Source organism: Flavobacterium tagetis, assembly GCF_016735615.1.
In the GTDB taxonomy this organism is placed as follows: domain Bacteria; phylum Bacteroidota; class Bacteroidia; order Flavobacteriales; family Flavobacteriaceae; genus Flavobacterium; species Flavobacterium tagetis.
The window spans coordinates 174,336-198,994 of sequence record NZ_JAERSF010000001.1; the positions used below are offsets into that span (position 1 = coordinate 174,336).

The window sequence follows — 24,659 nt, forward strand, 5'->3', positions numbered from 1 at the left end:
TTTAAAAATATTAAATACATATTTAAATCACAAATATCGATCTTTATTCTCCATTATATACTTTTGCCTGTACAAAACATATTTCAAGAATAAAAAATGAACAAATATATTATCATTGTTGCTTTGGGCGCATTAAGTTTCGGAATGCTTTCTTCTTTTGCTAAAATCGCTTATGGAGAAGGCTATTCTCCTGCCGAAATCACTTTGACGCAAGCACTTGCAGGAACCCTAATTTTATGGTCGATCGCAATTTTTAAAAAACTAAAAAACGGCCATAAAATGGCATTAAACTGGAAATTGCTTTTGGCAGGAATCACAATGGGATCTTCTGCTTACACTTATTATTTATCTGTTGCTTATATTCCTGCTTCGTTGGCAATTGTGTTATTAATGCAGATTACCTGGCTTAGCATTTTGGTCGATTGGATATTTTTTAAGAAAAGACCAAATACTGTTGAGGTAGGTTCAGCACTTTTCATCATATTAGGAACTGTTCTCGCAGGGAATCTTTTAGATCTAAACGATGCTAGTATTTCTTTTACAGGAATAGGTTTGAGTTTATTATCGGCAATCCTTTATACTTTATATATTGTTTTTACAAGCAAAATTGGCAAAGAAACCCCAATGTTTGAAAAAAGCGCTTTAATGACCAGCGGATCTGCAATGATTATATTTTTAATCAATTGCGAAGCTATTACCACAAGCACACATTTAGATTTCGGATTATTGCAATGGGGAACATTTTTAGCCATTTTTGGGACAGTAATTCCGCCAATATGTTTTACAGTTGGAATGCCTAAAATAGGTGCAAGTTTGAGTTCTGTTTTATTAACGCTAGAATTGCCTGCTGCCGTTTTTTGTGCACACATTATTTTGGGCGAAAAAGTTACTTTTCTCCAAATTATCGGAATTGCAATAATGCTTGGCTCAATTGTTTATCTTAATGTTTCTAAAGCTAAAAAAGCAAAAATCATTCAAAACGAAACTGTAATATGCTAATCAATATAGACGGAAATAATCTCTACGCCGAATATTACAATGAGTTTGAAGATCGTCCAACAATTGTGTTTCTGCACGATTCTTTAGGATGCACAGCACTTTGGAGAGATTTTCCAAAACAGATTGCCGAGCTTTGCAAATGCAACATTCTAATTTATGACAGATTGGATTACGGAAAGTCAGATTCAATGCCAACTTATGTCCGTCCCGTAAATTATTTAGAATTGGAAGCTGCTGTTTTAAATACTATACTAGAAAAACTAAAAATTGAAAATGCTATTTTATTTGGACACAGCGATGGAGGTTCGATTGCACTGATTGCAGCAAGTAAATATCCGCAACGCATTAAAATGGTTATTTGCGAAGCAGCACATATTTTTGTTGAAGAAATTACGCTTAATGGTATTCGCGAGGCTGTCGTTGCGTATCAAAACACAAACTTACCTGAAAGACTGCAGAAATATCACGGAAACAAAACCGAAACTATTTTTAAAGCTTGGACTGAAACATGGCTCAGCTCCGATTTTAAAAATTGGAACATAGAATATCTTCTTCCTGAAATCAAATCTCCTTTACTGTTTATTCAAGGTGAAAAAGACGAATACGGAACTTTAGATCAAGTCAGAAATACAGTAAGTAGCGTATCCGGAAAAGCGGAAAAATGTATCATTCCAAATGTTGGACATACTCCACACAAAGAAGCTCCAGAAACTGTACTGGATAAAATCGTTGCATTTATAAAAGCTAACGACTAAGCCGCTTTCTTTGCGACGCGTTTTTTCTTTTCTAATAATTTAAGATGATTTTCGGCACATAGAATTTTCTCAGTTGTACCATTTTTTTGTATCTCAATGAGATAATGAAAATCTCTTTCTTTTGAAGTCGATTTTATTATAAGTCCCTTTTTAAAATCCATTTTTCTTTCGATAATGGTTCCCTTGTAAGATATCCCACTCAATGCTGTGTAGGAAACATCTTGTCCTTTTACAAATTTCATTGTTTTAGCCGTTTGTTCCTAATATTTGCTAATACTTCTAAATTTGAAAAACCAATGTTAAGGGGGGAAATCAGTTTTTCTATTTCGGCGAATGTATAAAGTTTTGACAATCTACAACCCCGTATTTATACCTGTTTTTTGAATTTTAAATATAGTTATTTTTTTAATGTAAAAATAACCTTCCCAAAAAAAATTGATACAATTTAGAACAGCTCATTTCGCTCCTTTTTTATAATGAATTCCTAGTTTTGAAAGAATGAATTTTCATTCCAAAAACAACTAAAAAGAGCAAAAATGGTACAGGAAAGAGTGATGGAGAAATTGGCAATTTTAGCAGATGCAGCCAAATATGATGTTTCTTGCTCATCGGGACAAAGCACTAGAAAAAACAAAAACAAAGGTTTAGGAGATACTGGAGGAGGAATTTGCCATGCTTTTACCGAAGACGGACGATGTGTATCTCTCTTAAAAATTCTGCTTACCAATCATTGTATTTTTGATTGCGCATATTGTGTGAGCCGAAAAAGCAACGATATTAAACGTGCTGCTTTTACTGTACAAGAAGTGGTCGACTTGACAATAGGTTTTTATCGAAGAAATTATATCGAAGGTCTTTTTCTAAGCTCTGGCATTTTTGACAATGCCGATTATACGATGGAACGTCTAGTAAGAATTGTAAAGAAGCTTCGATTAGAAGAAAACTTTAATGGCTACATTCATCTAAAAGCAATTCCTGGTGCCAGCGAAGAATTACTAAAAGAAGCTGGGCTATATGCTGATCGTTTAAGTGTAAATGTCGAAATGCCGACAGAGCAAAGCCTTAAATTGTTAGCGCCAGACAAAAATCATAAGGACGTGATTAAACCAATGCAATATCTTAAAAATGAAATTATTGGTTATCAGGAAGAGAAAAAATCCAATTACAAAACGCCTCTTTTTGCTCCAGCAGGACAGAGCACGCAAATGGTGATTGGCGCAACAAAAGAAAACGATCTGGAAATTCTCGGAATGGCCAATTATTTTTACGAACAAATGAAAATGCGTCGAGTGTATTATTCTGGTTATGTTCCAATAAGTTATGATAACAGACTTCCCGCAATTGGCACTCCAGTTCCTATGATTCGCGAAAACCGTTTGTATCAGGCTGATTGGTTAATCCGTTATTATGGATTTAACGTAAACGAAATTGTTGGTTTTGATCAGCCTAATCTTGATTTGGATATTGACCCGAAATTAGGATGGGCGCTGCGAAATTTACATCAGTTTCCTGTTGATATCAATACGGCAGATCTAGAATTAATTCAGCGAATTCCCGGAATAGGATTTTTGAGTGCTAAAAAAATTGTATCTGCTAGAACTTTCAAAAAATTGCAGCCAGAAGATTTAAAGAAACTAGGAATTGCTTACAGCCGTTCGAAGTTTTTCTTGGCTTTTTCTACGCCTTTTTATTTACAGAAAGACTTGACTTCTCTTCAAATAAAAAATCAGATTTTGAATTTGCAAAACAGTAAATACAAGAATAATTTTTCGAACCAGCTCTCTTTATTTTAATTAAAATGACACAGATTATTTATGATGGAAGTTATGAAGGCTGGCTAACAGCTGTTTTTGAAATCTACGAATACAAACTAAAAGATATTGTTTTTGCCAAAGAAGAGATTTCAAACACTTTACTTTTCTCCAACACACATTCTATAACAACTGATAGCGTAAAAGCAAATCGTGTTTTGAATGGCTTGCAACAGCGTCTTTCTCATCACGGTTTCAATAATCTTTATTTTGCTTTTTTATCTGAATTGGATCAGATTGAAGAAATCTTATTTCGATTTGTTGAATATTCTTTTTCAAGTCCAATCAATATTGAAGGAGATTTAAGCCGAAGCGAGGTTTTAAATGTAAAAAAAGCAGCACATTTAACTGGAAAAGAAAGTCATAGAATGAAAGCTTTTGTTCGCTTTAAACTAACAAAAGACAGACTGTATTATGCCATCATAGAACCCGATTGTGATGTTTTACCGCTTATCGAACAGCATTTTAAAAACCGCTATGCCGACCAACGTTGGCTGATTTACGATTCAAAACGCAAATACGGAATTTATTATGACCTTGAAAATGTTTCAACAGTTGAAATGCAATTTGAATCAAGTCCGTCTTCCAGTTTTCTAGCCGAAATAAATGATGAAAACGAAGAATTTTTCGAGAATTTATGGCGAAATTATTTCAAAAGTGTCAATATTGAATCCAGGAAAAATACCAAACTTCACATCAAACACATGCCAAAACGATACTGGAAAAACCTGACGGAGAAAATCCCAAACCTCAACAAAAAATGATATTATCTAATCCGATAGGTTCAAATCAAAAATATACTTTTAACACATAGAGACATAGATTTTTGCACCAAAAAAGAAAGCAAAAGAAACAAGTTTCAACACATAGATAAACTATGTGCATTAAAATTAGTGAAACGCCTTTTTTTTAAGACTTCAAAAACTATGTCTGTATGTGTTAAAATACTTTAGACAAAGATATTATTTACTTTTTTTAAGCGCATCCAGCAATTCTACCATATCGACTACAGCATAAGTAGAGCAATAATCTGATACGGCATATGGCAAAATTAAACTGTTGTTATGAATAATCGCTCCACAAGAATACACCACATTTGGCACATATCCTTCTCGCTCATCTTCTAAAGGGGAAAGCAAAGGTTCTGTAAGTCTTCCTATTTCTTTTGAGGGATCATCAAGATCAAATAGCGAAGCACCAATACAATAGCGTCTCATTGTACCAACTCCATGCGTAATGACAAGCCAGCCTTCCTCTGTCCATAATGGAGAACCACAATTTCCAATCTGAGTTAATTCCCAATTAAATTTAGGTTTTTGCAAAAGAATTGGTGTGTTCCATTGTGTTACACGATCAGAATACATAATATAATTGTTCACTCCATCAATTCTCGCTAGCATGGCATATTTACCTTTTATTTTTCGAGGAAACAAAGCCAGATTTTTATTCTGAGCGCCTTCTCCATGAAGTGGCATAACTCTAAAACTATAAAAATCTTCAGTAGAAATTAATTTGGGAAGTATTGTATGTCCGTTATAAGCTGTATAAGTTGCCATAACACGATCTGAACCGTTATCATCAACAAAACGCACAAAACGAGCATCTTCTATTCCGCGACTTTCAGAATCAGAAATCGGAAAAATGACACGTTCTGTTATATCCGAATCGTGTTTGAACTGCAAATCGTAAAAAGAATTCGCCAGCCACAATATTTCTTCTAGGGCAACTTTTCTTTCTTCTCTAATTAAAGGATCTTTTAAAGCTTCAATAAGCGTGTTTTTCAGCACAGCAAATTCAAATTCCTCAGGAAGATCCTGCATAATCTGAGCGATATATTTATCAGTTGTATGCATTTCATACAGCTTGGTCAAAAATCGCTCTTTATTAAACAATGTTTTATGTTCGATTTCTGCCTGATCAATATGATTTCCTATCTTCATAATGTGCAGATTATTGTCACGGTCTAAAATGGCTCTTCTAAAAACAATCGATGAAATATGGCCTTCGCCCGTTGCACGAAAAGAAATAATTACTCTCATTTCTCCCGCTTCAAGCCCCGTTTGATCAAAATCTTCTACGATAGACGGATTAAAAATCGCAGCCGATTCTATGGCATATTCCATTGTGCAATAAGACCCAATAAGCATTTTGCGGTCTAGAGATAAAGCTTCATAGTCAATCTGCATTTCCTCTATTATAGGACGAATTCTTTCGCAGTGTCTAAAAAATACAGCCGAGATATTTCGATGCCTTCTGGCAAATTCGCGAAGTGTCTGCTCCAAAGTCTGCAGTACTTGTTTCTCATCCAACATCATTATCCGAAGCACCATTTGCTGGGTCCTTTCCTGCCCATTCATAAAATATCGGGCAACAACTCTTTTAGAATCTGGCAACAACTTTACATTTTTTCGAACTACGGATACTCGCATAACTGGAAATTTTATGATAACATCATTAAAGGAATCATTTATTACACAACAAGTTAGTGAATTTTGTTAAAGAAAAAAACTTAATTTTTTATTAAACTTTGAATTGGTATATAATTGAAGGTTTTATTCGTACCCATTTCATCAAAACTTTTTTCATAATTTCGTCTTTAAACCAGCAGTTTAAAACCATGAAGAATAAAGTTAAACTTTTGAGAGAAGAAAAAAACATGACTCAAAATGAACTTGCCGAAAAATCGGGTCTTTCATTACGAACCATTCAGAGAATTGAAGCTGGAAGCATTCTTAAAGGTTTTACCTTAAAAACAATTGCCGAAGCTCTAGAAACCAATCCCGAAAATCTTATTTTCAAAAAGGAAAGCGTCCAAATAGAAAGAGCCAAACTGATTAATCTTTCTGTTTTATCTGGGCTTATCATTCCGTTTGGGAGCATCATTTTTCCTTTAATTTTAACCTACAAAACTAAAGATGAAACAAACAAAGAATTAGGAAAACAAATTGCAAGTGTTCAAATTGTCTTAAGCCTTGTGATTTCTCTTTTAATGATTTTAAGTCCGTTTATCCAAAAAATATTTACTTTAAAATTTCCTCTTTTTATTATTCCTTTAATTGCATATTTGGGCTTAAAACTCCTGATTGTTTTTCTAAACGGAATCAGTTTAAACCAAAAACAAGAGTTATCTATAAAACTGAAAAACAACTTCTTATAATTCAAGTCATAAAAATGGCGTAAAACTGTCGTATTGTTTTCGCACGAAAATCGGAATTGAAATCCGAATCTTGCAGAAAAAACAGACCATGAAATTATTTAAGAAAATTGCATTCGTATTTTTAGCTATTATCGTTTTATTCTTGATCGGAGGATATTTTTATTTTCAAAAGAAATTTACTCCGCCAGAAAACTATTTAAATGTTTCAGGAGTTGCAGAAAATATTCCGGCAAAATGGATTTCGAGCAACGGCAACTCCCATTCTGCTCTACTTTTACCTGTTAAAATAAAAGAAATCAATCAGACTTTCTATATGCAATTTGATTCGGGTTCGCCTATTACTGTTTTTTACAAAAAATCAGTAGAATCAATTGCAGCAAAATTTCAAAATCAACTGATCATTTGCAATGAAAACTCCTCAATTTCTACTGCTTTTACAATTGGAAAAATGAATATATCTTCAGATAATTTTGAAGTTTTGAATTATGGTGAAAAAATCAATTTTGACGATTTAAAAGCCGTGGACATAATCGGTACAATTGGAACCGATTTATTAGAAAAACGTGTTACTGTTTTAGATTTCAAGAACAATCAATGTTCATTCATCGAAAAAATCAAAGAAGATGATTTCACCGATTTTGAATTCAAAAAACGTAAAATACTCATTCCTTCCGTTATCGAAAATGAAAAACTAAAACTGCTATATGATTCTGGAACTAGCGGTTATGAACTCATTACAACAAAAGAAATCTGGCAGCAATACCGCAATAAAAACAGTAAGATAAAAACCGAAAAAGGAAATTCGTGGGGAAATACTTTGAGTGTTTATTCCGCTTCCGCGAAAAAGAAAATACAATTTAGAAAAATAACATTGAACCTTTCTGAAGTTACTTATATCGAAGGCACTTCAGATCTTCAAAAATTCTTGATGAAACGTTCTGGAATGCAGGGAATGATTGGCAACAAACTTTTCCTGAACCACAAATTGATTCTAGACTGCAAAAACGAAAAATTCAAATTGGAATAAAAAGTAAAATTCTATAATATTAAGTGTTTTTAAGAATTGATTTCAATGATGTTTTTGACGCTCTCAATAAAAGTTTCGGTCTCTTTAATTTCTTGTTTTATCAATTGATAATGGTCAGATAAATTGTGCTGTTCCATCATATCTTTTTTTAGATAATTAATCATCGATTCTAGACTTCGCGTGTCTTTTTGATCTTGCCTTTTTAATTCGCGCTGTTTGCTTTCCAGATATTTTAAAGTCTCTGCTAACTTTTGAACGTTTAATTTTCTCAACCTTTTATTTTTAATAGTGATAACAATAATAGCTGGAAATGCGAAAATTCAATATGCTCCAAAAACCAATATCATTTGAATTTAACTCCGTTCCCAGCCATTATTATTGGTACTTACGAATAAATCGATTACTTGGATTTCAGAAAATTCATATTTTTTTATAATATTTCAGTTTAAAAACCAAACAACTGTTTTACAGCATTTTACATTAAAAACATAAAAAATGAAGCCAAATTATTCAGTAAAAATCACAACTTTCAGATTCTCAAAACATTACCTAAAATCATCTAAAATTGTGAATATCTATTTGAAGATTTAACTATTATTTCTGCTGTAAAATTTATCTTTGGCATCCTTAAAATTTAAAAAGAGATGAGCGCAACTTGGTACGAATGCAAAGTAAAATATAGAAAGACAGATGAAACTGGAGGACAAAAAGTTTTAACCGAGCCTTATTTGGTCGATGCTTTGTCTTATACAGAAGCTGAAAAAAGAATGACTGAGGAAATGGCCGCTTATACTAGTGAAGAATTTAAAATCACGGCTATAAAAGTGGCAAATTATGCCGAAATTCATCCTTTTGAAAACGCGGACAGATGGTTTAAATCTAAAATCACTTTAATCGCTTATGATGAAGAAAGCGGTAAAGAAAGAAAAACAAGCATGTATATGCTAGTTCAGGCAAATGATGTTCGCGAAGCTTATGACAATACACTTCACATAATGAAAAATACAATGGGCGAATATTCTATTCCTGCTATTACAGAAACACCAATTATGGATGTTTTCCCTTATTTCAGCGGTGAAGAAGGCGAAACAGAAATGCTGGAAAGATTTAATGCACTGAAAGCGTCTAAACCAGAAAAGCCAGAAGCAGAAATTATCGACCACATGGAATTTGAAACTGTCGAGGAATAAGACCTTTCGATCAAAGATATTTTCTGAAAATTTGAAAATAAAAAAAGCAAAATAGATTTCTATTTTGCTTTTTTTATTTTTAAGCTATTTCAATAAAGCATTTTTGCCAATGGCGTCACTGCCGAAGCTGATTTGGGCAATAAGGATGTAAGTGCATCAAATTGTGTTGGACTAATATTCTTTTTCATTTTGGATATAAAAGATTCTCTAGTCGTGGTCATTTTAGAAGTATAACCTGCCTTGTCAGTAGCCATTGTAGGCAAAATATTCTTCTTTTTGTTTAGAGTCTCATTTACCAATGAATTTACAATCGGTTTTTGAGCATCTGTTAATTTCAATTTTGGAGATAGTACCCCCATAACCTGATTCGCTAAACTAGCAACATCAAAACCGGGTACTGCCGCTGTCGACGCCTTACTTGCCGCTTTTGTAACATCTCCTATACTTTGTGCATTTGTAAATGAAATTGTCCCTAAAAAGACAACTAAAATCAATAATTTCTTTTTCATGGTATTTTCTTTTAAAGTTATTTGCTTGATAATAAAGGTAATAAAAATCTTAATCCAACTAACACTTGAAAATTATAAATATCTAAACATCTGCACTTTACTTCTTTTTATTCAAAAACATTCCCAATATTCAAAAATCAAAATAAGTCCTATCTTAGCTACAGAATTACGTGTTGATTTGAAACCACTTACAGCACAAAACCAAACAAGCCTAAGAAACCAAAATCTACATGAACAAAAGAACACTTATTTTAATTGGGTTTATCATTTTAAAATTTGCACTTCAATGTGTTTTAGTGAGTCCAGAATACGATTTGCAACGCGATGAATATCTGCATCTGGATCAAGCGCATCATTTGGCTTGGGGCTATTTGTCTGTTCCGCCAGTTACTTCTTGGTTTTCGTATATTATTTATCTACTCGGAAATTCAGTTTTCTGGATCAAATTCTTCCCTGCCCTATTTGGCGCTTTGACGCTTTTGGTGGTCTGGAAAACTATAGAACTTTTAAAAGGCAATCTTTATGCTTTAATATTAGGTGCTTTATGTGTTTTGCTTTCTTGTCTTCTTCGTCTCAACACACTATATCAGCCCAATTCTTTTGATGTTTTATGTTGGACTGCATTTTATTATTTTCTGACACAATACATTACTTCAGAAAACACAAAATGGATTTATTTCGCTGGAATAACTTTCGCCTTGGGTTTCCTGAACAAGTACAATATCGTGTTTTTGTTTCTCGGATTAGTTCCCGCTATTTTACTTTCTAAACAACGAAAAATACTGACAAAAAAAGAGTTTTATTTTGCTCTGATTTTAGGATTAATACTAATTCTTCCGAATCTTTACTGGCAATACAGCAATTATTTTCCGATTGTACACCACATGAAAGAATTGGCCGAAACGCAATTGGTTAATGTAGATCGAGCTAATTTTCTTAAAGAACAGATTCTCTTTTTTATCGGCGGATTATTGGTGATTTTAGCTGGACTTTATTCGGTATTATTTTACAAACCCTTCAAAAACTATCAGTTGTTTTTTGCAACATTTGTTTTCACTCTTTTGATTTTTATTTACTTCAAAGCAAAAGCCTATTATGCAATCGGATTATATCCAATATACATTGCTTTTGGAGCTGTTTTTTTATCGGAAATTTTAAACAACGGATGGAAACGTTTTCTAAAGCCTGTTTTTATCTTACTTCCGTTATTGTTTTTTATTCCGATGTACAACATTGCTTTTCCAAATAAAAGTCCAGAATATATGGTAGCGCATTCAGAGAAATATAAAAAAATGGGAATGCTTCGCTGGGAAGACGGAAAAGATCATCATTTGCCTCAGGATTTTGCTGACATGTTGGGTTGGAAAGAATTGGCCAGAAAAACAGATTCGCTTTACGCATTATTACCCAACCAGAAAGAAACTATTGTTCTTTGCGATAATTACGGACAAGCTGGCGCAATTAATTATTATACTAAAAAGGGAATAAAAGCGGTTTCTTTCAACGCTGATTATCTGAATTGGTTTGATCTCAGCATTAAATACAAAAACTTGATCCGTATTAAGGATTTCGAAGAGAATGACGAAGAAATGAAAGAAACAAGTCCGTATTTTGAATCTTCGGTTATTGGAGGAGAGGTTAGAAATCAATATGCAAGAGGATATCGTGCTACGATTTTTGTTTTCACGAATGCTAAAATCGATATCAATAAAAGATTAGAGCAGGAAATCAATGAAGAAAAAAACAATATCATAAATGATTAATTTCAAAGACATATCTTATTTAAAAACAGGAAATCTAAAACAGCAAACCGCTTTCCATATTTTAACTCAATATAAAATTTTGGAAAATCTTGCCGAGTTTGATCCTATTTTGGTTGGCACGATTCCGATAAATATTGATATTGAAAATAGTGATTTGGATATTGTATGCTATTGGAAAAACAAATCTGATTTTATTGAAAGAATTAAACATTTGTTCGAAAAAGAAAACCATTTTTCTATTCGAGAAATTGTAATTGACAATCAAGAATCGGTTGTTGCAAACTTCTTTATTGAGACTTTCGAGATAGAAATATTCGGACAAAATGTTCCAACAGAACTCCAAAATGGCTACAGGCATATGGTTATTGAAGACCAAATTCTGCTTTCTAGAGACGAAAACTTTAGATTAGAGATTATAAAACTGAAAGAAAATGGCATAAAAACCGAACCTGCATTTGCCTTGCTATTAGGCTTAAACGGAAATGTTTACCAAGAATTACTGGATTATAAAATCTAAGAAAAATCGTCTTTTAGAAAAATTATAAAAAATAAAGTACTAAAATTGTTTGCATAACCGTATTTAGTGTGTATCTTTGCACCCGAAACATCGCGGGATAGAGCAGTAGGCAGCTCGTCGGGCTCATAACCCGAAGGTCACAGGTTCGAGTCCTGTTCCCGCTACTAAGTAAAAACACCACTTGAAAAAGATGGTGTTTTTTTATTTAAAATCTTGACAGTTCGTCAGACTCATATCCGCCGCCGTGGGCTAAGTAAAAGAGCTTCAGAAAAATCTGAAGCTCTTTTATAACTCATTTTAATATTTTAGTTTTAATATAAAAATAAAAGGTAAAAAAATCAATAGAGTAATCTCTGAAACTTTTCTTGAGGGATTGCAAAAAAATTAATTTCCTAATTCCAATTGATTTTTAACTAATTTAAAATAATCAGCCTTATTTTTAACTAATTGCTCATGATTTCCAATCTCGGAAACCTGACCATTTTTAAGAACTATTATCTGATCAGCATTTTTAACAGTACTCAAACGATGTGCTATAATTAAAACCGTTTTCCCTCTAAAGAATTTTTGCAAATTATTATGAATATTTTTTTCATTTTCAGCATCTAATGCAGATGTTGCTTCATCAAAAAAAATGTAATGTGGATCTTTATAAATAGCTCTAGCAATAAGAATTCTTTGTTTTTGCCCTCCTGACATCCCATTTCCAGAAGCTCCGATTTTGGTTTTATAACCTAATGGCAAGCTGTCTATAAAATGCTTAATATTTGCGACTTTGGCTGCATTTTCTAATCTTTCCATATTAATTTTCCGATCACCACAAACTATATTTCTTTCTATCGTATCAGAAAATATAAAACCATCCTGCATGACAACTCCACAATTCTCACGCAAATTTTTAGGTGAAAGATTCTTTATATTCTCTGAATTAAATAGCACATCTCCTTCTGTTGTTTCATAAAATTTTAATAGCAATTTCATTAAGGTAGTTTTCCCACTTCCACTTGAACCAACTATAGCTGTTATTTTTCCTTCTGGAATTATAAAATTAATATCCTTTAATACATAAGGAGATTTAGTCCCCTCATATTGAAATGAGACATTTTTCAAAAATATTGCCGAATTCTCGCTCCTAACGAAGCATAATTGTCTATGATCTTTCTTTTCTTCTGTCTCATGATTTTGGACTTCATTCAAACGTTCTAAACTTAATTTTGCATCTTGCAATGAACGAAAAAAACTAACCAATTGACTAACTGGAGAATTCAACTGACCTACTATATAAGAAACACTTAATAATTCTCCTAAAGTCATTTTTCCTTTCACAACCAGAGTAGCCGCTAAGAAAGTCACAACAATATTTTTTATTTGATTTAAAAAATCAAAACCAGACATTTGAATTTGATCTAGTTTTAAAATTTTAATATTTATTTCAAACAATTTTTTCTGAATAATTTCCCATTCATTACGCTTAAAATCTTCAAATTGATTGATTTTCATTTCTGTTACTCCATTGATTATTTCAAATATTGAGTCTTGATTTTCGCTACGTTGCTGAAATTTTAAGTAGTCTAATATTCTGCGTTTTTTTAACCAATAAAATGACCATGAAACAGAAACAATAGTTAGAAGTAAGTATACCGCCAATATTAAAAAATCATAGTACCATAAAACCCCAAAAAAAACAGAAAATGTAATAATTGAAAAAAAAGTTAACAAACTCTGTGAAGTCAAAAAGTATTCTATTCTTTCGTTATCTTGAATTCTCTGATTAAAATCTCCCATCAATTTTGTTTCAAAAAAAAATATTGGCAACTCCAGTATTTTTTTTAGAAAACTCGAGATTATTGTAATGCTTATTTTGGTTCCCATAAATAGCATTAACCAATTTCTAATTATATCAATTATGATTGAACCCAAAAACACTAGTAATTGTGACAACAAAATAATACTTATAAAATTTAAGTCTTTTTTGTTTACTCCTTTATCTATTAAGTTTTGAGTAAGAAATGGAAAAATTAATGTTAAAACACTTCCTGATAAAATCAGGATAAACATATAAGATATTTGTTTTCTGTAAGGCTTTAAATAACCTAAGATATACTTTAAATCTAAATCATCATTCTTTGGTGGTATCAAGTTAAAAAATAATTCTGAAGGCTGTAAAAACAACAATATACCATCCTTTTCATCAGTGATCCAAGATTTTTTAAAAGTTTCTTCACGCAATTTAATAAGTCCATGTGCTGGATCGGCAATGTAGAAAGTTCTTTTTTTTGAATATCTATTTTTTGAAATCTTATATAAAACGACAAAATGATTTTGATTCCAATGAAGTATTACTGGAAATTCTTCTTGTTCTGCTAACAACTCATTAATAGATATTTTTGCTGCAAAACTTTCCAAGCCAATGGCATTTGCCGCTTCAACAATTCCTAATAAAGAAACTCCTTCACGTGTAATAAAGGAGTTTTTTCTAAGGTATTCTAATCCATATTTTTTACCGTAAAAACTTGTTATCATCGACAAACAAGCTGGACCACAATCCATCTGGTCTTTTTGTTTAACAAATTTCATTAACTTATTGCGTACATAAATTTATCCTTGATAATTTCGATTTTTTTATTTTCATCAAAGTTGTGAATACAATATTCTTTACCTTCATGTTCTATTGCTTGTTGTGAACATCCACCATTACAAATAGGCAATATTTTACAACTTAAACATGGTGGATTCTTAAATTTTGAATTCATTCTTTTTTCATATTTTTCATTCCATTCAATTGTGCCATCTTCATTTAGAACACCTTCCTTTGAAGCAGATTCAAAGTCACGAGCGGTACATTTGTAAACTTCACCATTGTAATTAATAGTTGCATGATTATTTTTGTCAGCATAACACGAATTGCGTACCGTATCTAGATTTAATCCTTTATATATCGAATTGAATCCTTTTTCTCTAAATAGATTAACAATCTTCTGAACATCATCATTAATATCTTTTTGTTCTTGCCAGACCTCATGAAATGAAAAGTTTAAATTTTTTTTATCTTCATCAGTTAGAATAATAAAGTCATCAATAATTAAATGTAATTTTTATATTGTTTCCTCAGAAATATTCAATCGTACACTTACTTTAAATTTATTTTTTAGACACAAATGAATGTTATTCACTATTTCGTCATAAGAGCCTTTTTCTTTAGAAACATATCTAACTTGATTGTGCCTTTCTCTATGTCCGTCCAATGTAATTTGAAAAAAGCTAACACCATTTATTCTGCAGCTATCTAACATTTCCTGATTAATAAGCAAGCCATTGGTCGTAAAACCAGATGAAAAATTGATATTTTTCTCTTTCATTTTAGGATAAATATTCTCCAATATTGGCTTAACAGTTTTGTCAAAATACAACAACGGCTCACCGCCAAACCAACTTAAATGAAATGTTTCCATTTTTTTTCTTTCGGCAAGAATATTTTCAATTAATTTCACTACAGAAATTAAAGTTGTATTGGTCATCTTAGATGCTTTGATATGAGTTTCATAACAATACCAGCACTTAAAATTGCAATTCATTGTTGGATTAATCGTAAGCTGATAAAAAGTCTCATTATCAAAATCAAATTTTCTAGATAATTCTTTTACTTTTTCAATTTCATCTTCATCCTTATCTACTAAGAAACCTTTTTCAATCAGATGTGAATAAAATTCAGGATGGATTTCATTTAACTCTTCAAGATTATTTTCTCTTACCGCAGCTAATAAAATTTCATGTAATTCGGGATCCAAAATTGTAAAATCATTAGCAAAAGCATTATATCCGATTTTTCTATCCTCGTAATTAAAAAATGAATTAAATTGACTATATTTCATCATAATCTTTGAAAAGTTGGTGGTTATAATTCAATAACCACCATTTTTAAATTATTAATTGTATACTTTTATGTGCATTGTATTTTATTTGTACAATCTCCATTATTACCTGTACAAATTCCATTTAAGCAAGTATCATTAGAATTCTCAGCATCTTTCTGTCCTCCTTTAATTTTACTTAATTGATCATCAGTAAGTGACGAAAACCCTCCCACAAATTTATCCTTATTAACAATCAGCCATGATTTTTTAAAATTTTCCATTTTACTTTATTTTTAGTTATTAACAAGTCCCAGTATTATTACAAACACCTGGATTTCCACTTTTCGTACAATCATTTTCGTTTGTACAAACTGCGTTTGTGTCAGCAGCATCTCTTTGACCTCCTTTGATTTTCAATATTTGATCGTCACTTAAGGATTCAAAACCTCCATTGAATTTATTGCCGAAGACCTGTAATCTCGCATTTTTAAAATTTTCCATTTTAAGTCTTTTATTATTAACAGCTACCATTTACGCAAGAGCCAACATTAGTTTCTCCTGGACAAGAACCATTTAAACAATTTGTATTTTGACACTCCGCATCCTTTTGCCCTCCATTAATTTTCCTCATCTGTTCTAACGATAGTGAAGAAAAACCACCTTTTAAAGCAAACTCATTGTTTCCTTTTGAATAAATTAATTTCGTTTTTTTCATTTTTTAATCAGTTTAAATTTATATTTAATAATTACTCACATAGCAACAAATATTTTATATTGTTTTATAACAATCAATATTCGTAAGTGACTACGAGCAAATTGTATTTGAATTGTATGAGCAATCGAATTGATTTACATTACATAAATTTTGCTCTTTTTCTTTTATACCTCCCTTAATCTTAATTAATTCTGATGGACTCAAAAAAGAAAAACCTCCTATTAGTATTCCATTCTTTTCAATCAATTTACTTTTTAAATCTTTTTTCATAATTTCCTTATTTAATTATTTAATAAAAATTAGTTTGCTCTTTGTATTTCTTCCTGGTTTCCAAGTTTTCGTTGTTTTACACCAATTTTATTACTTCCAATTTTGTATAATAATGAAAATCTCATACTTTGAGTATCTCTGTATTGCATAAAACTTTGATCAATATTATTTGAAGTGTAACGCATTGTTACTCGGTCAGATTTCAAAATATTAGTAAGTAGTAATGTTAACTGCAGTTTCTTGTCTAAGTAAAAATGCTTGAACGAAATATCAAGATTGGAAGCTGGAGATTTTTTTACTTGCATAGACATTGATTGAAAATCATACCAATAAGCTCCTTCTATAAAAAATGTTTTTGCTTTGTTTGCAGTAAACGTATGGCGAGTTTCAAAACCTCCCCCTGCTCCTGAACCTGTAGCCTCTATTTCAGGTATATGACTTTTATACTCTACATAATAAAAATAAATACTAGAAACTGTAGACCATCGTTTGTTAAAATCAAAATTTATAGATTCATCAAAATTTACTCTATTATAGTCGGCATAATTTTCCCATGTGGCTGTTTGAGTATTATCTAATTGTGGAATGTTAATTTGACTAATATTATTTTTACCTATTGTATAACTAGCGGAGCTAGTAAAGATGCTTTTGTAACTATGTTTGATTTCTGCATTGTATACGAAAGATGGTTGTAAAAAAGGATTACCAAATACGTAACTATTTATGGAACTATATCTTCTCGCTGGATTTACATAATCATATCCTGGTCGATTAATTCTTCTGTTCAATGAAAATGAAAATGAATTATTTTCATTTACTGTATATGTTGCAAACAATGTTGGAAAAAACTTTGAATAGTTTTTTCGATTAGTTATATTTTCAGTAAGGACGACTCCCTTAGTTTGTGTGTTTTCGAAACGCAAACCAACTTTAAATTCCCATTTTTTTATTTTTTTGTTTGCTGAAAAATAAACGGCCTGAGTATTTTCTTGATAGTCGAATTGAGTTTCCTGATTAAAAACATCTTCATTAGCTATATTATCATAAAAAAGAAGATTCACAGCACTATTGGTATTAATAAAACTTAACTTACCTCCATATTCATAATTTGCAAAATGACTTGGAATAGTAAAGTCAATTTTACCAGCATAATTTTTTATTTCGAGATTACCTTTATTAATGACATTATTATCCAGAATGACATTATTGTCCTGATCAAGAATTATCGAATTGAATGGATTTATTTTGTCATTCTTATAAGTCAAATAATCTAAGTCAAAAGTCATTACTTTACCTTTATCATTTAACTTAGTAACTCCATTTACATTTAAAGAAGATCTCGAATAGTCTATTTCAGAATTACCATTTGAAGCATAGATATTTTCCAGATCGCCTGTTTCTTTATTAGTCACAATAGAGTTACTGTAATCATAAATTGTCGGTTTATTTATCGCCCCAATGTATTGTACTCCAAGAGTGGTTTTATCTGTTACTTTATAATTAAAAATAATTGTAGGTGTAATGAATGCTGTATTATTCACATTGTTTAAATACACATTCCAGAAGGATGACGGATAATTATATGTAATATAGTTGTCATAAAGTGTTTTTGATTTATTAAATCCTAAATCGGCTAAAAAACTAATTCTCTTTTTTTGAAATGAAAAATTTGCTCCCATAATATCTGAAAAATATGTTGCTTGCTTCATTGTATTTCTCAGTGTCATGTTCCAACTATCATTTTTAGGCCTTTTTAATTTAATATTAATCAAACCACTATTCCCTTCTGCATCATACTTCGCCGGGGGAGTTGTAATGATTTCTATAGATTTTATATTGTCTGATGCAATTGATTTCAAGTAATTCACAAGATCCTCTCCAGAAAGCTGAATTAATCTGTCGTCTACCATCAATCCGACACCACTTTTACCTACCATAGAAACAGTTTCATTTTGTACGCGAATTCCGGGAGCAACTTTTAGTGCATCCAAAGCATCACTGCCAGATGTGGCAACACTATTTTCTACATTAAAAACAAGTCTATCAACTTTTCGTTCAATAAGTTTTTTTTGAGATTTTACCATAACTTCATTTAACATTTGTCTATTATCCATTATTCCAATAAATCCTAAATCAATATTATGATCGAGATTTATTTTTTTTCTCCATAAAAAAGCATCAAATTGTTTTATTTCCAAAATATAAGTCCCTGCATATGCATATAATATAAATTCTCCATTCCTATTAGTCATTTCACTTTTTATAGGAATTGAATCTTTGGTAACCAACAAAACTTCAGCTAGCTCAATGGGATTATTTTTAAAATCCACTACTTTTCCACTTATTTTTATTTGTGCGAACAAAGCTGAGCTATAAAAAAAAACAATCACTAATAATCTTATCATATATAATACAAATTAAGCCTTATTGGCATATATAATTACAGGCAGGTGTAGGAGCTAATCTTAAAAATTTCCATTTATCACATACTAATAATCAATTAAAAAGTAAGAATAATTTTATATTTTTCAAATATCTGGGTAAATTATCAAAATTTAGTTGTCATATTTAGAATAAAAAATTCCCATTCAATTTCAAAAAAAATAAGATTTTTCTTGTATTTTTATAATTATTTTAACTTTAGATTCATGAATATCGGAGAAAACATTCGGAAGTATAGAAGAGAAAAAGATCTTAAAGCAGAGCAAATTTTTGAAGAGATAGGAATTAGTCAATCCACTTATTCGAAAATTGAAAACAATAGATGCAAAGTTGACATCGCTACTTTAATAAAAATAGCGTCAGTACTCAATATTGACGTCGTTGAATTATTGAGTATACCCAAAAAACCTGCAAAATATGATGAGTTAAATCTTTTAATAAAAACTCTGGAAGACAAAATAGTTTTACTGAAAGAACAGAACTTTTTATTGAAAGAAGAAATAGAAATACTTAAAAAAAAGTAGTTTGCTGACCACACTTATATATATATATGATAACTCACACAAAGCTACCTTATTTAATTAGACACATTTGAAGTATCATATTTTCCTTAAACTGTAGTATTATTACAGCTGTAAATGTTTTTTGATACTGATGCAATTGTAAATTGAGATTTTCTATTGATTTTTTCTTTCTTCTCAATATTTAAATATCCATAAAAATCAGAGAAAATAATTTGTCCTGATTTAGAAATTAACACACTGCCATTAAATAGGTTATTTTTAGCCAGTGTTGAAAAGAAATCTTTTATCTCTTGTCCTGAAACACTACTTGTAAAAAGCAATGCTGTAAAATAAACAACGATTTGTTTTTTCATTTGACTGACTGATTGATTGATTGATTGATTGATTGATTGATTGATTGATTGATTGATGATTTTTAAACGAAAATAACAAAAGATTACTACTACAATTCTTTTTTTTTAATATATTATTACTATACATTTCAAACTAAAACAGAATCGAACCACTAAAAACAAAAAAAACTTCAGATTTTTCTGAAGCTTTTTACATTCGTTTGTGTTCATTAGCAGAACGCTTTTACAGTCGAGGAAAATATATCTGATTTCTAACTTTTTTCCAGTTCTGTTTCAGTATGCATCACACATGCCCACTTATTATTTTCTTTAATCCAAGTAGAAGTACAAACACATTTAATTGGTGCTTTTTGACTTTGATCTACTATCTCAAAATCGAGACGATATCCTATTATGGCAGTATTTTCGGCTATTAGACTTTCTTTTACATCATAGATGTTCAGCACTTTTATTTTATTGGTCTGTCCAGAGTCAAACATATTTTTGAAATCAGCTTCGCTGATACTTTGAATACCGTTTTTTCCGGCAACTATGCAAGGAAACAGCGTCAGATTTCTTACCGTTTCATAGTTATTATTTTCAACTCCGTGCCAGTATTTTTTTTCCAATTCTATAATTTGTCCTTCCATATTATCTCGTTGTTAATTAGACTTTTCACAAATTTCACATTAATATTGAATTAAAACTCCTCTTTTAACATAGATTTAATTCAAGCTTCTTATTTATAAATCTGGTTTTGGCCCTTTTGAAATGATGGATCTCATTACCCCAGGAAACCATCTTTGCAACCATACAGCTAATTTTCCATGACCTGTAAAAATGTAATTTCTCTTTCGTTTCAAAATAGCCTCTACCATCACTTTTGCAGCTTTATCAGTTGGCCACATTAAATTTGACGGTCGTGGATCTTGTTGTTCAGGATGCCAAATTCCGTCATTATCAGTTCGCGCAATCTCCGAGACCACAAATCCGGGATGAACCGTAGTGCAGCTCACACCTGTGCCCATTAATTCAACCTGCAAAGTTTGACCAATAGAGTTTACAGCAGCTTTTGAAGCACCGTATGCACCCACATTAGGATTAGGAAGATAAGCGCCAACACTTCCAACTAAACCAATTCTTCCTTTGTTTTTCTTTAAATGTGGCAGTGCATATTTTACTGTTAGAGCTAATCCAGTCACATTGCCTTGCAATTGCCTATTCCAATCTTTGGCTGTTAGGTTTTCTATACTTCCGAAAACGCCAAAACCAGCATTGGCTACAACCACATCCAAACTCCCCCATTCTTTAATGATTTGTTGGACTGCGTTTTCAATAGAGGTGTCTTCCATTATGTCACACGGAATTACCAATGCTAGTCCACCTGATTGCCTAATCTCGTCAGCAACTTCATCCAACAGTTCTTTACGCCTTGCAGAAAGGACAACTTTATATCCTAATCTTGCGCATTCAAGAGCCATCGATTTTCCAATGCCAGATGAAGCGCCAGTTATCCATATTACGTCTTCTTTTGCTTTTGTCATTTTTACTACACTCATTTCAAACATCTAATTTATTCATTATAAACCAGATAAACAAAATAAAGACTTTTCATAATCGCATATTCACGAGCTGTAAGTTTACCTTATTTATTTCTCTAAATTCGATATATTTACAAAGAAAATCCAAATCAATGCGCACTATCTATCAAAGCCCAAAAATAATTATTCGCGAATTTTTACCTCGAGAGAAGCAGACATTCTTAGACCTTTTTAAAGACGAACAGGTTACCCAATATCTTCCTGAAACTTCGCCTGAACGATATGTCGAAATGTTTAACGAATTGCTGGAAAATTATGAAAAGAAAAATCTCAGCAGATGGGCAATATTTAGTGCTATAGACAATGATTTTATAGGAATGTGTGTTGCACGTGTTTTTGCGCACAACACAAACCAGATAGAAATCGGATATGTATTAAGCCGAAACTACTGGGGAAAAGGTATTGCTACAGAAGTATGTAAGGCTCTCACGCAGTATAGTTTTGCAAATACAGATACCAAAGAAGTTGTAGCTATAACAGATCTTGACAACACAGGATCGCAAAATGTATTGCAAAAAGTTGGATTTGAACGATTAAGCAATTTGATAAGAAATCAAGAAGAGCTAGCTTATTTTAAGATAGAAAAGGTGTAATTCACTTTATAATTTCATGTCAAATATTTTTTGTTCTTTGGTTTCATTGAAACCAATTTTAGAATAAAAAATATGAGTTTCTTTTCGAACTGTGTTGCACCTCACCCTTATTTTAGTGCTATTTTTGGAGTTCGCCCATTCGATTACTTTTTCAACTAAAATTTTACCAATTCCGTTTCTTCGGTAATTTTCATCTACTACTAGACCTCCAATTTCTACAAAAGAATCAGATTCAACCCGCAGAGAATAAAAGCCGTGAATCCAGCCAACAATATTCTCATTATAAATACATACAAAAATACTATTGTCTGTATTTTTTAAAATTTCCGAAAGTCGACTATGCATTTTTTCAATTGTTGATTCATAACCTAATTGATTGGATAGCTTGCTTATAAATTCAACATCATTTAATTCTGCTTGTCTTAAAAAAAATTCCATACTTATAAATTTAATACCTTGCATTATGATGATTTATAACGAAATTAAATCCATTCCTTGAATTTGCAAAATAATCTACTGCACAATTGGCAAATAATCTTTTAAGGAAGATTTTATCAATTCAGTAAGAAAGCTTGTCTTTATAATTTAAAAAAGTTATAAAAATATTCTTTCAAAAATAAAATTACTCAATATTTTCAAAAATATTTTTCTCTTAAAAGAACAAGCATTTTCTACACGTACACACAAAACAATCAATTATCAATCAAATAAATACAACTTCATTAACTCAGTTACAGAAGTAATATTGATGGTTCAAAATGATTTTCATTCAAAAAAAATCAAAAAGTTTTTTCCAAAATGCTTTGTACATCTCAAAAATAGTTGCATTTTTGCACCCGCAATAGCAAAGCAGGTCCGTTCGTCTATCGGTTAGGACGCCAGGTTTTCATCCTGGTAAGGGGGGTTCGATTCCCCCACGGACTACTTACTAAGACAAAAGCTTCAGAGAAATCTGGAGCTTTTTTTGTTTATATTTACTCCGTTAAATGTTTTAAAAAAGACAATCAAAAAATCAACCCAAATCTTAAAATGAAACACAAATTAATAGCCCTTTTATTTGTATTCGCCTCTGCAAATATGTTTGGACAAGCGCCCGACAGCAAAACTAATTATACCAACAGCAAATTACCCGCAGAAGAAGCTGTTACTAATAAATCTTTAAAACCATTAAAAAAAATCTCTTTAGACGACACCTCCATTTTAGTTTACGATTACGATGGTTCTCTTTTTTCTTGGGATTTAGAAGTAGAAAGTATTGTTTGGACAGTAAAAGCTTCGGATGCTCATACTGAAATGTGCGCTAATAAAATAACGATTCATGACGGAGTGGTATATATTCCGTTTATTAATGGCGAAATTTATGCCGTAGATAATGGCACCGGAACTATTTTCTGGAAATCTAGATTAGGAAACATCACAGACCAGATTGTTTTAAAAGATCAGACTCCGATTATAGCTAATGGAAAACTTTTTATAACTGCTCAAAATCAAAATCAGAGCAGTAATTTATACGCTTTAGATCTAAAAGATGGAAGTTTAGCTTGGAACTACAAATTAGACACTCCAAACAACGATATTGAGCCATTGTTTTTTGACAATAAAATCTTTACTCAAAGCGGAACAAATGTTTATTGTTTTGAAGCTAATACTGGTAAGTTGCTTTACCAAAAAAGCTTTGACGAAACCATGACCGGAAAACCTGTTACCGATGGCGAAAGTGTTTTTATTGCTGGCGACAAAAATTGGCTGTATGCTTTAAAACCAAACAGCTTAGATGTTTTATGGCAGTTTAAGATAGACGAAAACCAAAACAATGTGAAAGAGCGTATAGTATGTCACGACAAAAAACTATACTTTGCAGCACAAGGTCCTGAAGTTTCCTCAATTTATGCTGTCGATTCTAAAAAAGGAACTCAGCTTTGGAAAACAGATTTTAAAGGCGATAATGTCCAATACATCGTTAAAGAAGTAGATAATCTTTGGGGATATACTCTTAACAAAAAACTTTTTGAATTGGATTTATCTAATGGCGAAATAGCTTTTGAAGAAAAACTGACTACGTTGCCAATTTCAAATATTGAATTTCCTGCCGATGACAACTTACTTTACTATTATTGCGATGCAGGCTTAATTCAGTTTGATTTAAAAGAAAAAGACGAAAACGTATACTACATGCGAACTTCGCTTAAAGATGATCCTTACAGCGCTTATTTAAAGATTATTCGATAATAAAAAAAGAAGCTTTTTCACTTAATGAAGAAGCTTCTTTTTTTTGTTACTCTTTTGAGAAAAATTTATGCTCTAAACAAAGCATATTTATTGTAGTTATACAAGACTTTATCATAAGGAACATAAAGCGAAACTATTTTCTCTGACGATTCATTGAATGTGATTCCGTTGTGTTTCCTGAACAAGTAGATTTCTCTTAAGCAATTAGAAAGACTTTGGTGAATTTCACTTGTAAAAGTTGGCAGTTTTTTGTCGCCCACCAAAAGATCGATCTGATAGTTTGAACTGCTTTTTGACAAATTGTTTCCAATAATTCTAATTGTAAAAGTAGTTGGTTTTCCGTACTGTTCACCTTGATATTGTAGTGTCAT

The 24,659-nt window shown here is 31.4% G+C and carries 29 protein-coding genes and 2 tRNA genes; 14 read left to right on the forward strand and 17 right to left on the reverse strand.

Annotated elements, in window-relative coordinates:
* The first annotated feature begins 96 nt into the window (after positions 1-96).
* Both JI750_RS00740 and JI750_RS00745 read left to right on the forward strand, forming a co-directional pair.
* Complete coding sequence (locus tag JI750_RS00740) at positions 97-999, forward strand: EamA family transporter (RefSeq protein WP_201998296.1); 903 nt, start codon at positions 97-99, stop codon at positions 997-999.
* The gene (locus JI750_RS00745; RefSeq protein ID WP_201998297.1) at positions 993-1,754 is read left to right on the forward strand and encodes an alpha/beta fold hydrolase; all 762 of its coding nucleotides are present in this window, start codon (positions 993-995) and stop codon (positions 1,752-1,754) included. Before JI750_RS00740 ends, JI750_RS00745 begins: the two co-directional genes overlap by 7 nt.
* On the opposite strand, the gene JI750_RS00750 is transcribed toward JI750_RS00745, so the two are convergent.
* Complete coding sequence (locus tag JI750_RS00750) at positions 1,751-1,996, reverse strand: hypothetical protein (RefSeq protein ID WP_201998298.1); 246 nt, start codon at positions 1,994-1,996, stop codon at positions 1,751-1,753. The two genes, JI750_RS00745 and JI750_RS00750, sit on opposite strands and share 4 nt — an antisense overlap.
* A gap of 294 nt (positions 1,997-2,290) precedes the next feature.
* Between JI750_RS00750 and JI750_RS00755 the strand changes: the two genes are divergently transcribed.
* Positions 2,291-3,547, forward strand: coding sequence for a putative DNA modification/repair radical SAM protein (locus tag JI750_RS00755; RefSeq protein ID WP_201998301.1), 1,257 nt, complete (start codon positions 2,291-2,293; stop codon positions 3,545-3,547).
* 5 nt (positions 3,548-3,552) lie between these two features.
* The gene (locus JI750_RS00760; protein WP_201998303.1) at positions 3,553-4,329 is read left to right on the forward strand and encodes a TIGR03915 family putative DNA repair protein; all 777 of its coding nucleotides are present in this window, start codon (positions 3,553-3,555) and stop codon (positions 4,327-4,329) included.
* Positions 4,330-4,527: 198 nt separating this feature from the next.
* Here JI750_RS00760 and JI750_RS00765 read toward each other — a convergent pair whose 3' ends face one another.
* Positions 4,528-5,994 (reverse strand): glycoside hydrolase family 130 protein, encoded by a 1,467-nt coding sequence (locus JI750_RS00765; protein ID WP_201998304.1) that lies wholly within the window; start codon positions 5,992-5,994, stop codon positions 4,528-4,530.
* 188 nt (positions 5,995-6,182) lie between these two features.
* Here JI750_RS00765 and JI750_RS00770 point away from each other — a divergent pair, with 188 nt between their 5' ends.
* Positions 6,183-6,722 (forward strand): helix-turn-helix domain-containing protein, encoded by a 540-nt coding sequence (locus JI750_RS00770; RefSeq protein ID WP_201998305.1) that lies wholly within the window; start codon positions 6,183-6,185, stop codon positions 6,720-6,722.
* An 88-nt stretch (positions 6,723-6,810) separates the two neighbouring features.
* Positions 6,811-7,749: a hypothetical protein gene (locus JI750_RS00775; RefSeq protein ID WP_201998306.1), complete on the forward strand. Its 939-nt coding sequence runs from the start codon at positions 6,811-6,813 to the stop codon at positions 7,747-7,749.
* A gap of 29 nt (positions 7,750-7,778) precedes the next feature.
* Here JI750_RS00775 and JI750_RS00780 read toward each other — a convergent pair whose 3' ends face one another.
* The gene (locus JI750_RS00780; RefSeq protein WP_201998307.1) at positions 7,779-8,021 is read right to left on the reverse strand and encodes a hypothetical protein; all 243 of its coding nucleotides are present in this window, start codon (positions 8,019-8,021) and stop codon (positions 7,779-7,781) included.
* A gap of 372 nt (positions 8,022-8,393) precedes the next feature.
* Between JI750_RS00780 and JI750_RS00785 the strand changes: the two genes are divergently transcribed.
* The gene (locus JI750_RS00785) at positions 8,394-8,939 is read left to right on the forward strand and encodes a DUF4494 domain-containing protein (protein WP_111377332.1); all 546 of its coding nucleotides are present in this window, start codon (positions 8,394-8,396) and stop codon (positions 8,937-8,939) included.
* Positions 8,940-9,028: 89 nt separating this feature from the next.
* Here JI750_RS00785 and JI750_RS00790 read toward each other — a convergent pair whose 3' ends face one another.
* Positions 9,029-9,448 (reverse strand): hypothetical protein, encoded by a 420-nt coding sequence (locus tag JI750_RS00790; RefSeq protein WP_142479109.1) that lies wholly within the window; start codon positions 9,446-9,448, stop codon positions 9,029-9,031.
* Between the two features lie 230 nt (positions 9,449-9,678).
* Between JI750_RS00790 and JI750_RS00795 the strand changes: the two genes are divergently transcribed.
* The 3 genes from JI750_RS00795 (at position 9,679) to JI750_RS00805 (ending at position 11,892) form a co-directional block, all read left to right on the forward strand.
* Complete coding sequence (locus tag JI750_RS00795) at positions 9,679-11,211, forward strand: glycosyltransferase family 39 protein (protein WP_201998308.1); 1,533 nt, start codon at positions 9,679-9,681, stop codon at positions 11,209-11,211.
* Positions 11,204-11,728 carry a DUF4269 domain-containing protein gene (locus JI750_RS00800; RefSeq protein WP_201998310.1) on the forward strand — a complete coding sequence of 175 codons (525 nt, stop codon included), beginning with the start codon at positions 11,204-11,206 and terminating at the stop codon, positions 11,726-11,728. Before JI750_RS00795 ends, JI750_RS00800 begins: the two co-directional genes overlap by 8 nt.
* A 91-nt stretch (positions 11,729-11,819) precedes the next feature.
* Positions 11,820-11,892 (forward strand) — tRNA-Met (locus tag JI750_RS00805).
* A 220-nt stretch (positions 11,893-12,112) separates the two neighbouring features.
* On the opposite strand, the gene JI750_RS00810 is transcribed toward JI750_RS00805, so the two are convergent.
* From JI750_RS00810 to JI750_RS00845, 8 genes are all read right to left on the reverse strand, one after another.
* Complete coding sequence (locus tag JI750_RS00810; RefSeq protein WP_201998311.1) at positions 12,113-14,305, reverse strand: peptidase domain-containing ABC transporter; 2,193 nt, start codon at positions 14,303-14,305, stop codon at positions 12,113-12,115.
* On the reverse strand, positions 14,305-14,811 hold the full coding sequence (locus tag JI750_RS22155) for an SPASM domain-containing protein (protein WP_201999747.1): 507 nt from the start codon (positions 14,809-14,811) through the stop codon (positions 14,305-14,307). Before JI750_RS22155 ends, JI750_RS00810 begins: the two co-directional genes overlap by 1 nt.
* Positions 14,812-14,823: 12 nt before the next feature.
* Positions 14,824-15,603 (reverse strand): radical SAM protein, encoded by a 780-nt coding sequence (locus tag JI750_RS00820; RefSeq protein ID WP_201998313.1) that lies wholly within the window; start codon positions 15,601-15,603, stop codon positions 14,824-14,826.
* Positions 15,604-15,668: 65 nt separating this feature from the next.
* Positions 15,669-15,863 (reverse strand): hypothetical protein, encoded by a 195-nt coding sequence (locus JI750_RS00825; protein ID WP_201998314.1) that lies wholly within the window; start codon positions 15,861-15,863, stop codon positions 15,669-15,671.
* Positions 15,864-15,882: 19 nt separating this feature from the next.
* Entirely contained in the window at positions 15,883-16,083 is a 201-nt protein-coding gene (locus JI750_RS00830) for a hypothetical protein (RefSeq protein WP_201998315.1), read from the reverse strand.
* A 16-nt stretch (positions 16,084-16,099) separates the two neighbouring features.
* The gene (locus JI750_RS00835) at positions 16,100-16,297 is read right to left on the reverse strand and encodes a hypothetical protein (RefSeq protein ID WP_201998316.1); all 198 of its coding nucleotides are present in this window, start codon (positions 16,295-16,297) and stop codon (positions 16,100-16,102) included.
* Between the two features lie 90 nt (positions 16,298-16,387).
* On the reverse strand, positions 16,388-16,567 hold the full coding sequence (locus JI750_RS00840) for a hypothetical protein (RefSeq protein ID WP_201998317.1): 180 nt from the start codon (positions 16,565-16,567) through the stop codon (positions 16,388-16,390).
* A 29-nt stretch (positions 16,568-16,596) separates the two neighbouring features.
* The gene (locus JI750_RS00845) at positions 16,597-18,972 is read right to left on the reverse strand and encodes an outer membrane beta-barrel family protein (protein WP_201998318.1); all 2,376 of its coding nucleotides are present in this window, start codon (positions 18,970-18,972) and stop codon (positions 16,597-16,599) included.
* A gap of 243 nt (positions 18,973-19,215) precedes the next feature.
* Between JI750_RS00845 and JI750_RS00850 the strand changes: the two genes are divergently transcribed.
* Entirely contained in the window at positions 19,216-19,533 is a 318-nt protein-coding gene (locus JI750_RS00850; protein ID WP_201998320.1) for a helix-turn-helix domain-containing protein, read from the forward strand.
* Positions 19,534-19,619: 86 nt separating this feature from the next.
* On the opposite strand, the gene JI750_RS00855 is transcribed toward JI750_RS00850, so the two are convergent.
* From JI750_RS00855 to JI750_RS00865, 3 genes are all read right to left on the reverse strand, one after another.
* On the reverse strand, positions 19,620-19,886 hold the full coding sequence (locus JI750_RS00855; RefSeq protein WP_201998321.1) for a serine hydrolase: 267 nt from the start codon (positions 19,884-19,886) through the stop codon (positions 19,620-19,622).
* 251 nt (positions 19,887-20,137) lie between these two features.
* Positions 20,138-20,515: a nuclear transport factor 2 family protein gene (locus JI750_RS00860; RefSeq protein ID WP_201998322.1), complete on the reverse strand. Its 378-nt coding sequence runs from the start codon at positions 20,513-20,515 to the stop codon at positions 20,138-20,140.
* A gap of 93 nt (positions 20,516-20,608) precedes the next feature.
* Positions 20,609-21,424, reverse strand: coding sequence for an SDR family NAD(P)-dependent oxidoreductase (locus JI750_RS00865; RefSeq protein ID WP_236672950.1), 816 nt, complete (start codon positions 21,422-21,424; stop codon positions 20,609-20,611).
* Positions 21,425-21,558: 134 nt separating this feature from the next.
* On the opposite strand from JI750_RS00865, the gene JI750_RS00870 reads away from it, so the two are divergent.
* Positions 21,559-22,059, forward strand: a complete 501-nt coding sequence (locus JI750_RS00870) for a GNAT family N-acetyltransferase (protein ID WP_201998323.1) — start codon at positions 21,559-21,561, stop codon at positions 22,057-22,059.
* A 6-nt stretch (positions 22,060-22,065) separates the two neighbouring features.
* Here the strand turns inward: JI750_RS00870 and JI750_RS00875 are convergent, their stop codons facing one another.
* Positions 22,066-22,497, reverse strand: coding sequence for a GNAT family N-acetyltransferase (locus JI750_RS00875; protein WP_201998327.1), 432 nt, complete (start codon positions 22,495-22,497; stop codon positions 22,066-22,068).
* A gap of 414 nt (positions 22,498-22,911) precedes the next feature.
* Between JI750_RS00875 and JI750_RS00880 the strand changes: the two genes are divergently transcribed.
* A tRNA-Glu gene (locus JI750_RS00880) sits at positions 22,912-22,983 on the forward strand.
* Positions 22,984-23,088: 105 nt separating this feature from the next.
* A complete protein-coding gene (locus JI750_RS00885; protein WP_201998329.1) occupies positions 23,089-24,288 on the forward strand; it encodes an outer membrane protein assembly factor BamB family protein in 1,200 nt (399 codons plus the stop codon).
* 65 nt (positions 24,289-24,353) lie between these two features.
* On the opposite strand, the gene JI750_RS00890 is transcribed toward JI750_RS00885, so the two are convergent.
* A complete protein-coding gene (locus tag JI750_RS00890) occupies positions 24,354-24,659 on the reverse strand; it encodes a hypothetical protein (protein WP_111365111.1) in 306 nt (101 codons plus the stop codon).

What these genes read in the sequence shown, in the direction of transcription:
- JI750_RS00740 (WP_201998296.1), top strand. Translation starts at nt 97, where the DNA reads ATGAACAAATATATTATCATTGTTGCTTTGGGCGCATTAAGTTTCGGA.
- JI750_RS00745 (WP_201998297.1), top strand. Translation starts at nt 993, where the DNA reads ATGCTAATCAATATAGACGGAAATAATCTCTACGCCGAATATTACAAT.
- JI750_RS00750 (WP_201998298.1), bottom strand. Translation starts at nt 1,996, where the DNA reads ATGAAATTTGTAAAAGGACAAGATGTTTCCTACACAGCATTGAGTGGG.
- JI750_RS00755 (WP_201998301.1), top strand. Translation starts at nt 2,291, where the DNA reads ATGGTACAGGAAAGAGTGATGGAGAAATTGGCAATTTTAGCAGATGCA.
- JI750_RS00760 (WP_201998303.1), top strand. Translation starts at nt 3,553, where the DNA reads ATGACACAGATTATTTATGATGGAAGTTATGAAGGCTGGCTAACAGCT.
- JI750_RS00765 (WP_201998304.1), bottom strand. Translation starts at nt 5,994, where the DNA reads ATGCGAGTATCCGTAGTTCGAAAAAATGTAAAGTTGTTGCCAGATTCT.
- JI750_RS00770 (WP_201998305.1), top strand. Translation starts at nt 6,183, where the DNA reads ATGAAGAATAAAGTTAAACTTTTGAGAGAAGAAAAAAACATGACTCAA.
- JI750_RS00775 (WP_201998306.1), top strand. Translation starts at nt 6,811, where the DNA reads ATGAAATTATTTAAGAAAATTGCATTCGTATTTTTAGCTATTATCGTT.
- JI750_RS00785 (WP_111377332.1), top strand. Translation starts at nt 8,394, where the DNA reads ATGAGCGCAACTTGGTACGAATGCAAAGTAAAATATAGAAAGACAGAT.
- JI750_RS00790 (WP_142479109.1), bottom strand. Translation starts at nt 9,448, where the DNA reads ATGAAAAAGAAATTATTGATTTTAGTTGTCTTTTTAGGGACAATTTCA.
- JI750_RS00795 (WP_201998308.1), top strand. Translation starts at nt 9,679, where the DNA reads ATGAACAAAAGAACACTTATTTTAATTGGGTTTATCATTTTAAAATTT.
- JI750_RS00800 (WP_201998310.1), top strand. Translation starts at nt 11,204, where the DNA reads ATGATTAATTTCAAAGACATATCTTATTTAAAAACAGGAAATCTAAAA.
- JI750_RS00810 (WP_201998311.1), bottom strand. Translation starts at nt 14,305, where the DNA reads ATGAAATTTGTTAAACAAAAAGACCAGATGGATTGTGGTCCAGCTTGT.
- JI750_RS00820 (WP_201998313.1), bottom strand. Translation starts at nt 15,603, where the DNA reads ATGATGAAATATAGTCAATTTAATTCATTTTTTAATTACGAGGATAGA.
- JI750_RS00825 (WP_201998314.1), bottom strand. Translation starts at nt 15,863, where the DNA reads ATGGAAAATTTTAAAAAATCATGGCTGATTGTTAATAAGGATAAATTT.
- JI750_RS00830 (WP_201998315.1), bottom strand. Translation starts at nt 16,083, where the DNA reads ATGGAAAATTTTAAAAATGCGAGATTACAGGTCTTCGGCAATAAATTC.
- JI750_RS00835 (WP_201998316.1), bottom strand. Translation starts at nt 16,297, where the DNA reads ATGAAAAAAACGAAATTAATTTATTCAAAAGGAAACAATGAGTTTGCT.
- JI750_RS00840 (WP_201998317.1), bottom strand. Translation starts at nt 16,567, where the DNA reads ATGAAAAAAGATTTAAAAAGTAAATTGATTGAAAAGAATGGAATACTA.
- JI750_RS00845 (WP_201998318.1), bottom strand. Translation starts at nt 18,972, where the DNA reads ATGATAAGATTATTAGTGATTGTTTTTTTTTATAGCTCAGCTTTGTTC.
- JI750_RS00850 (WP_201998320.1), top strand. Translation starts at nt 19,216, where the DNA reads ATGAATATCGGAGAAAACATTCGGAAGTATAGAAGAGAAAAAGATCTT.
- JI750_RS00855 (WP_201998321.1), bottom strand. Translation starts at nt 19,886, where the DNA reads ATGAAAAAACAAATCGTTGTTTATTTTACAGCATTGCTTTTTACAAGT.
- JI750_RS00860 (WP_201998322.1), bottom strand. Translation starts at nt 20,515, where the DNA reads ATGGAAGGACAAATTATAGAATTGGAAAAAAAATACTGGCACGGAGTT.
- JI750_RS00865 (WP_236672950.1), bottom strand. Translation starts at nt 21,424, where the DNA reads ATGAGTGTAGTAAAAATGACAAAAGCAAAAGAAGACGTAATATGGATA.
- JI750_RS00870 (WP_201998323.1), top strand. Translation starts at nt 21,559, where the DNA reads ATGCGCACTATCTATCAAAGCCCAAAAATAATTATTCGCGAATTTTTA.
- JI750_RS00875 (WP_201998327.1), bottom strand. Translation starts at nt 22,497, where the DNA reads ATGGAATTTTTTTTAAGACAAGCAGAATTAAATGATGTTGAATTTATA.
- JI750_RS00885 (WP_201998329.1), top strand. Translation starts at nt 23,089, where the DNA reads ATGAAACACAAATTAATAGCCCTTTTATTTGTATTCGCCTCTGCAAAT.
- JI750_RS00890 (WP_111365111.1), bottom strand. Translation starts at nt 24,659, where the DNA reads ATGACACTACAATATCAAGGTGAACAGTACGGAAAACCAACTACTTTT.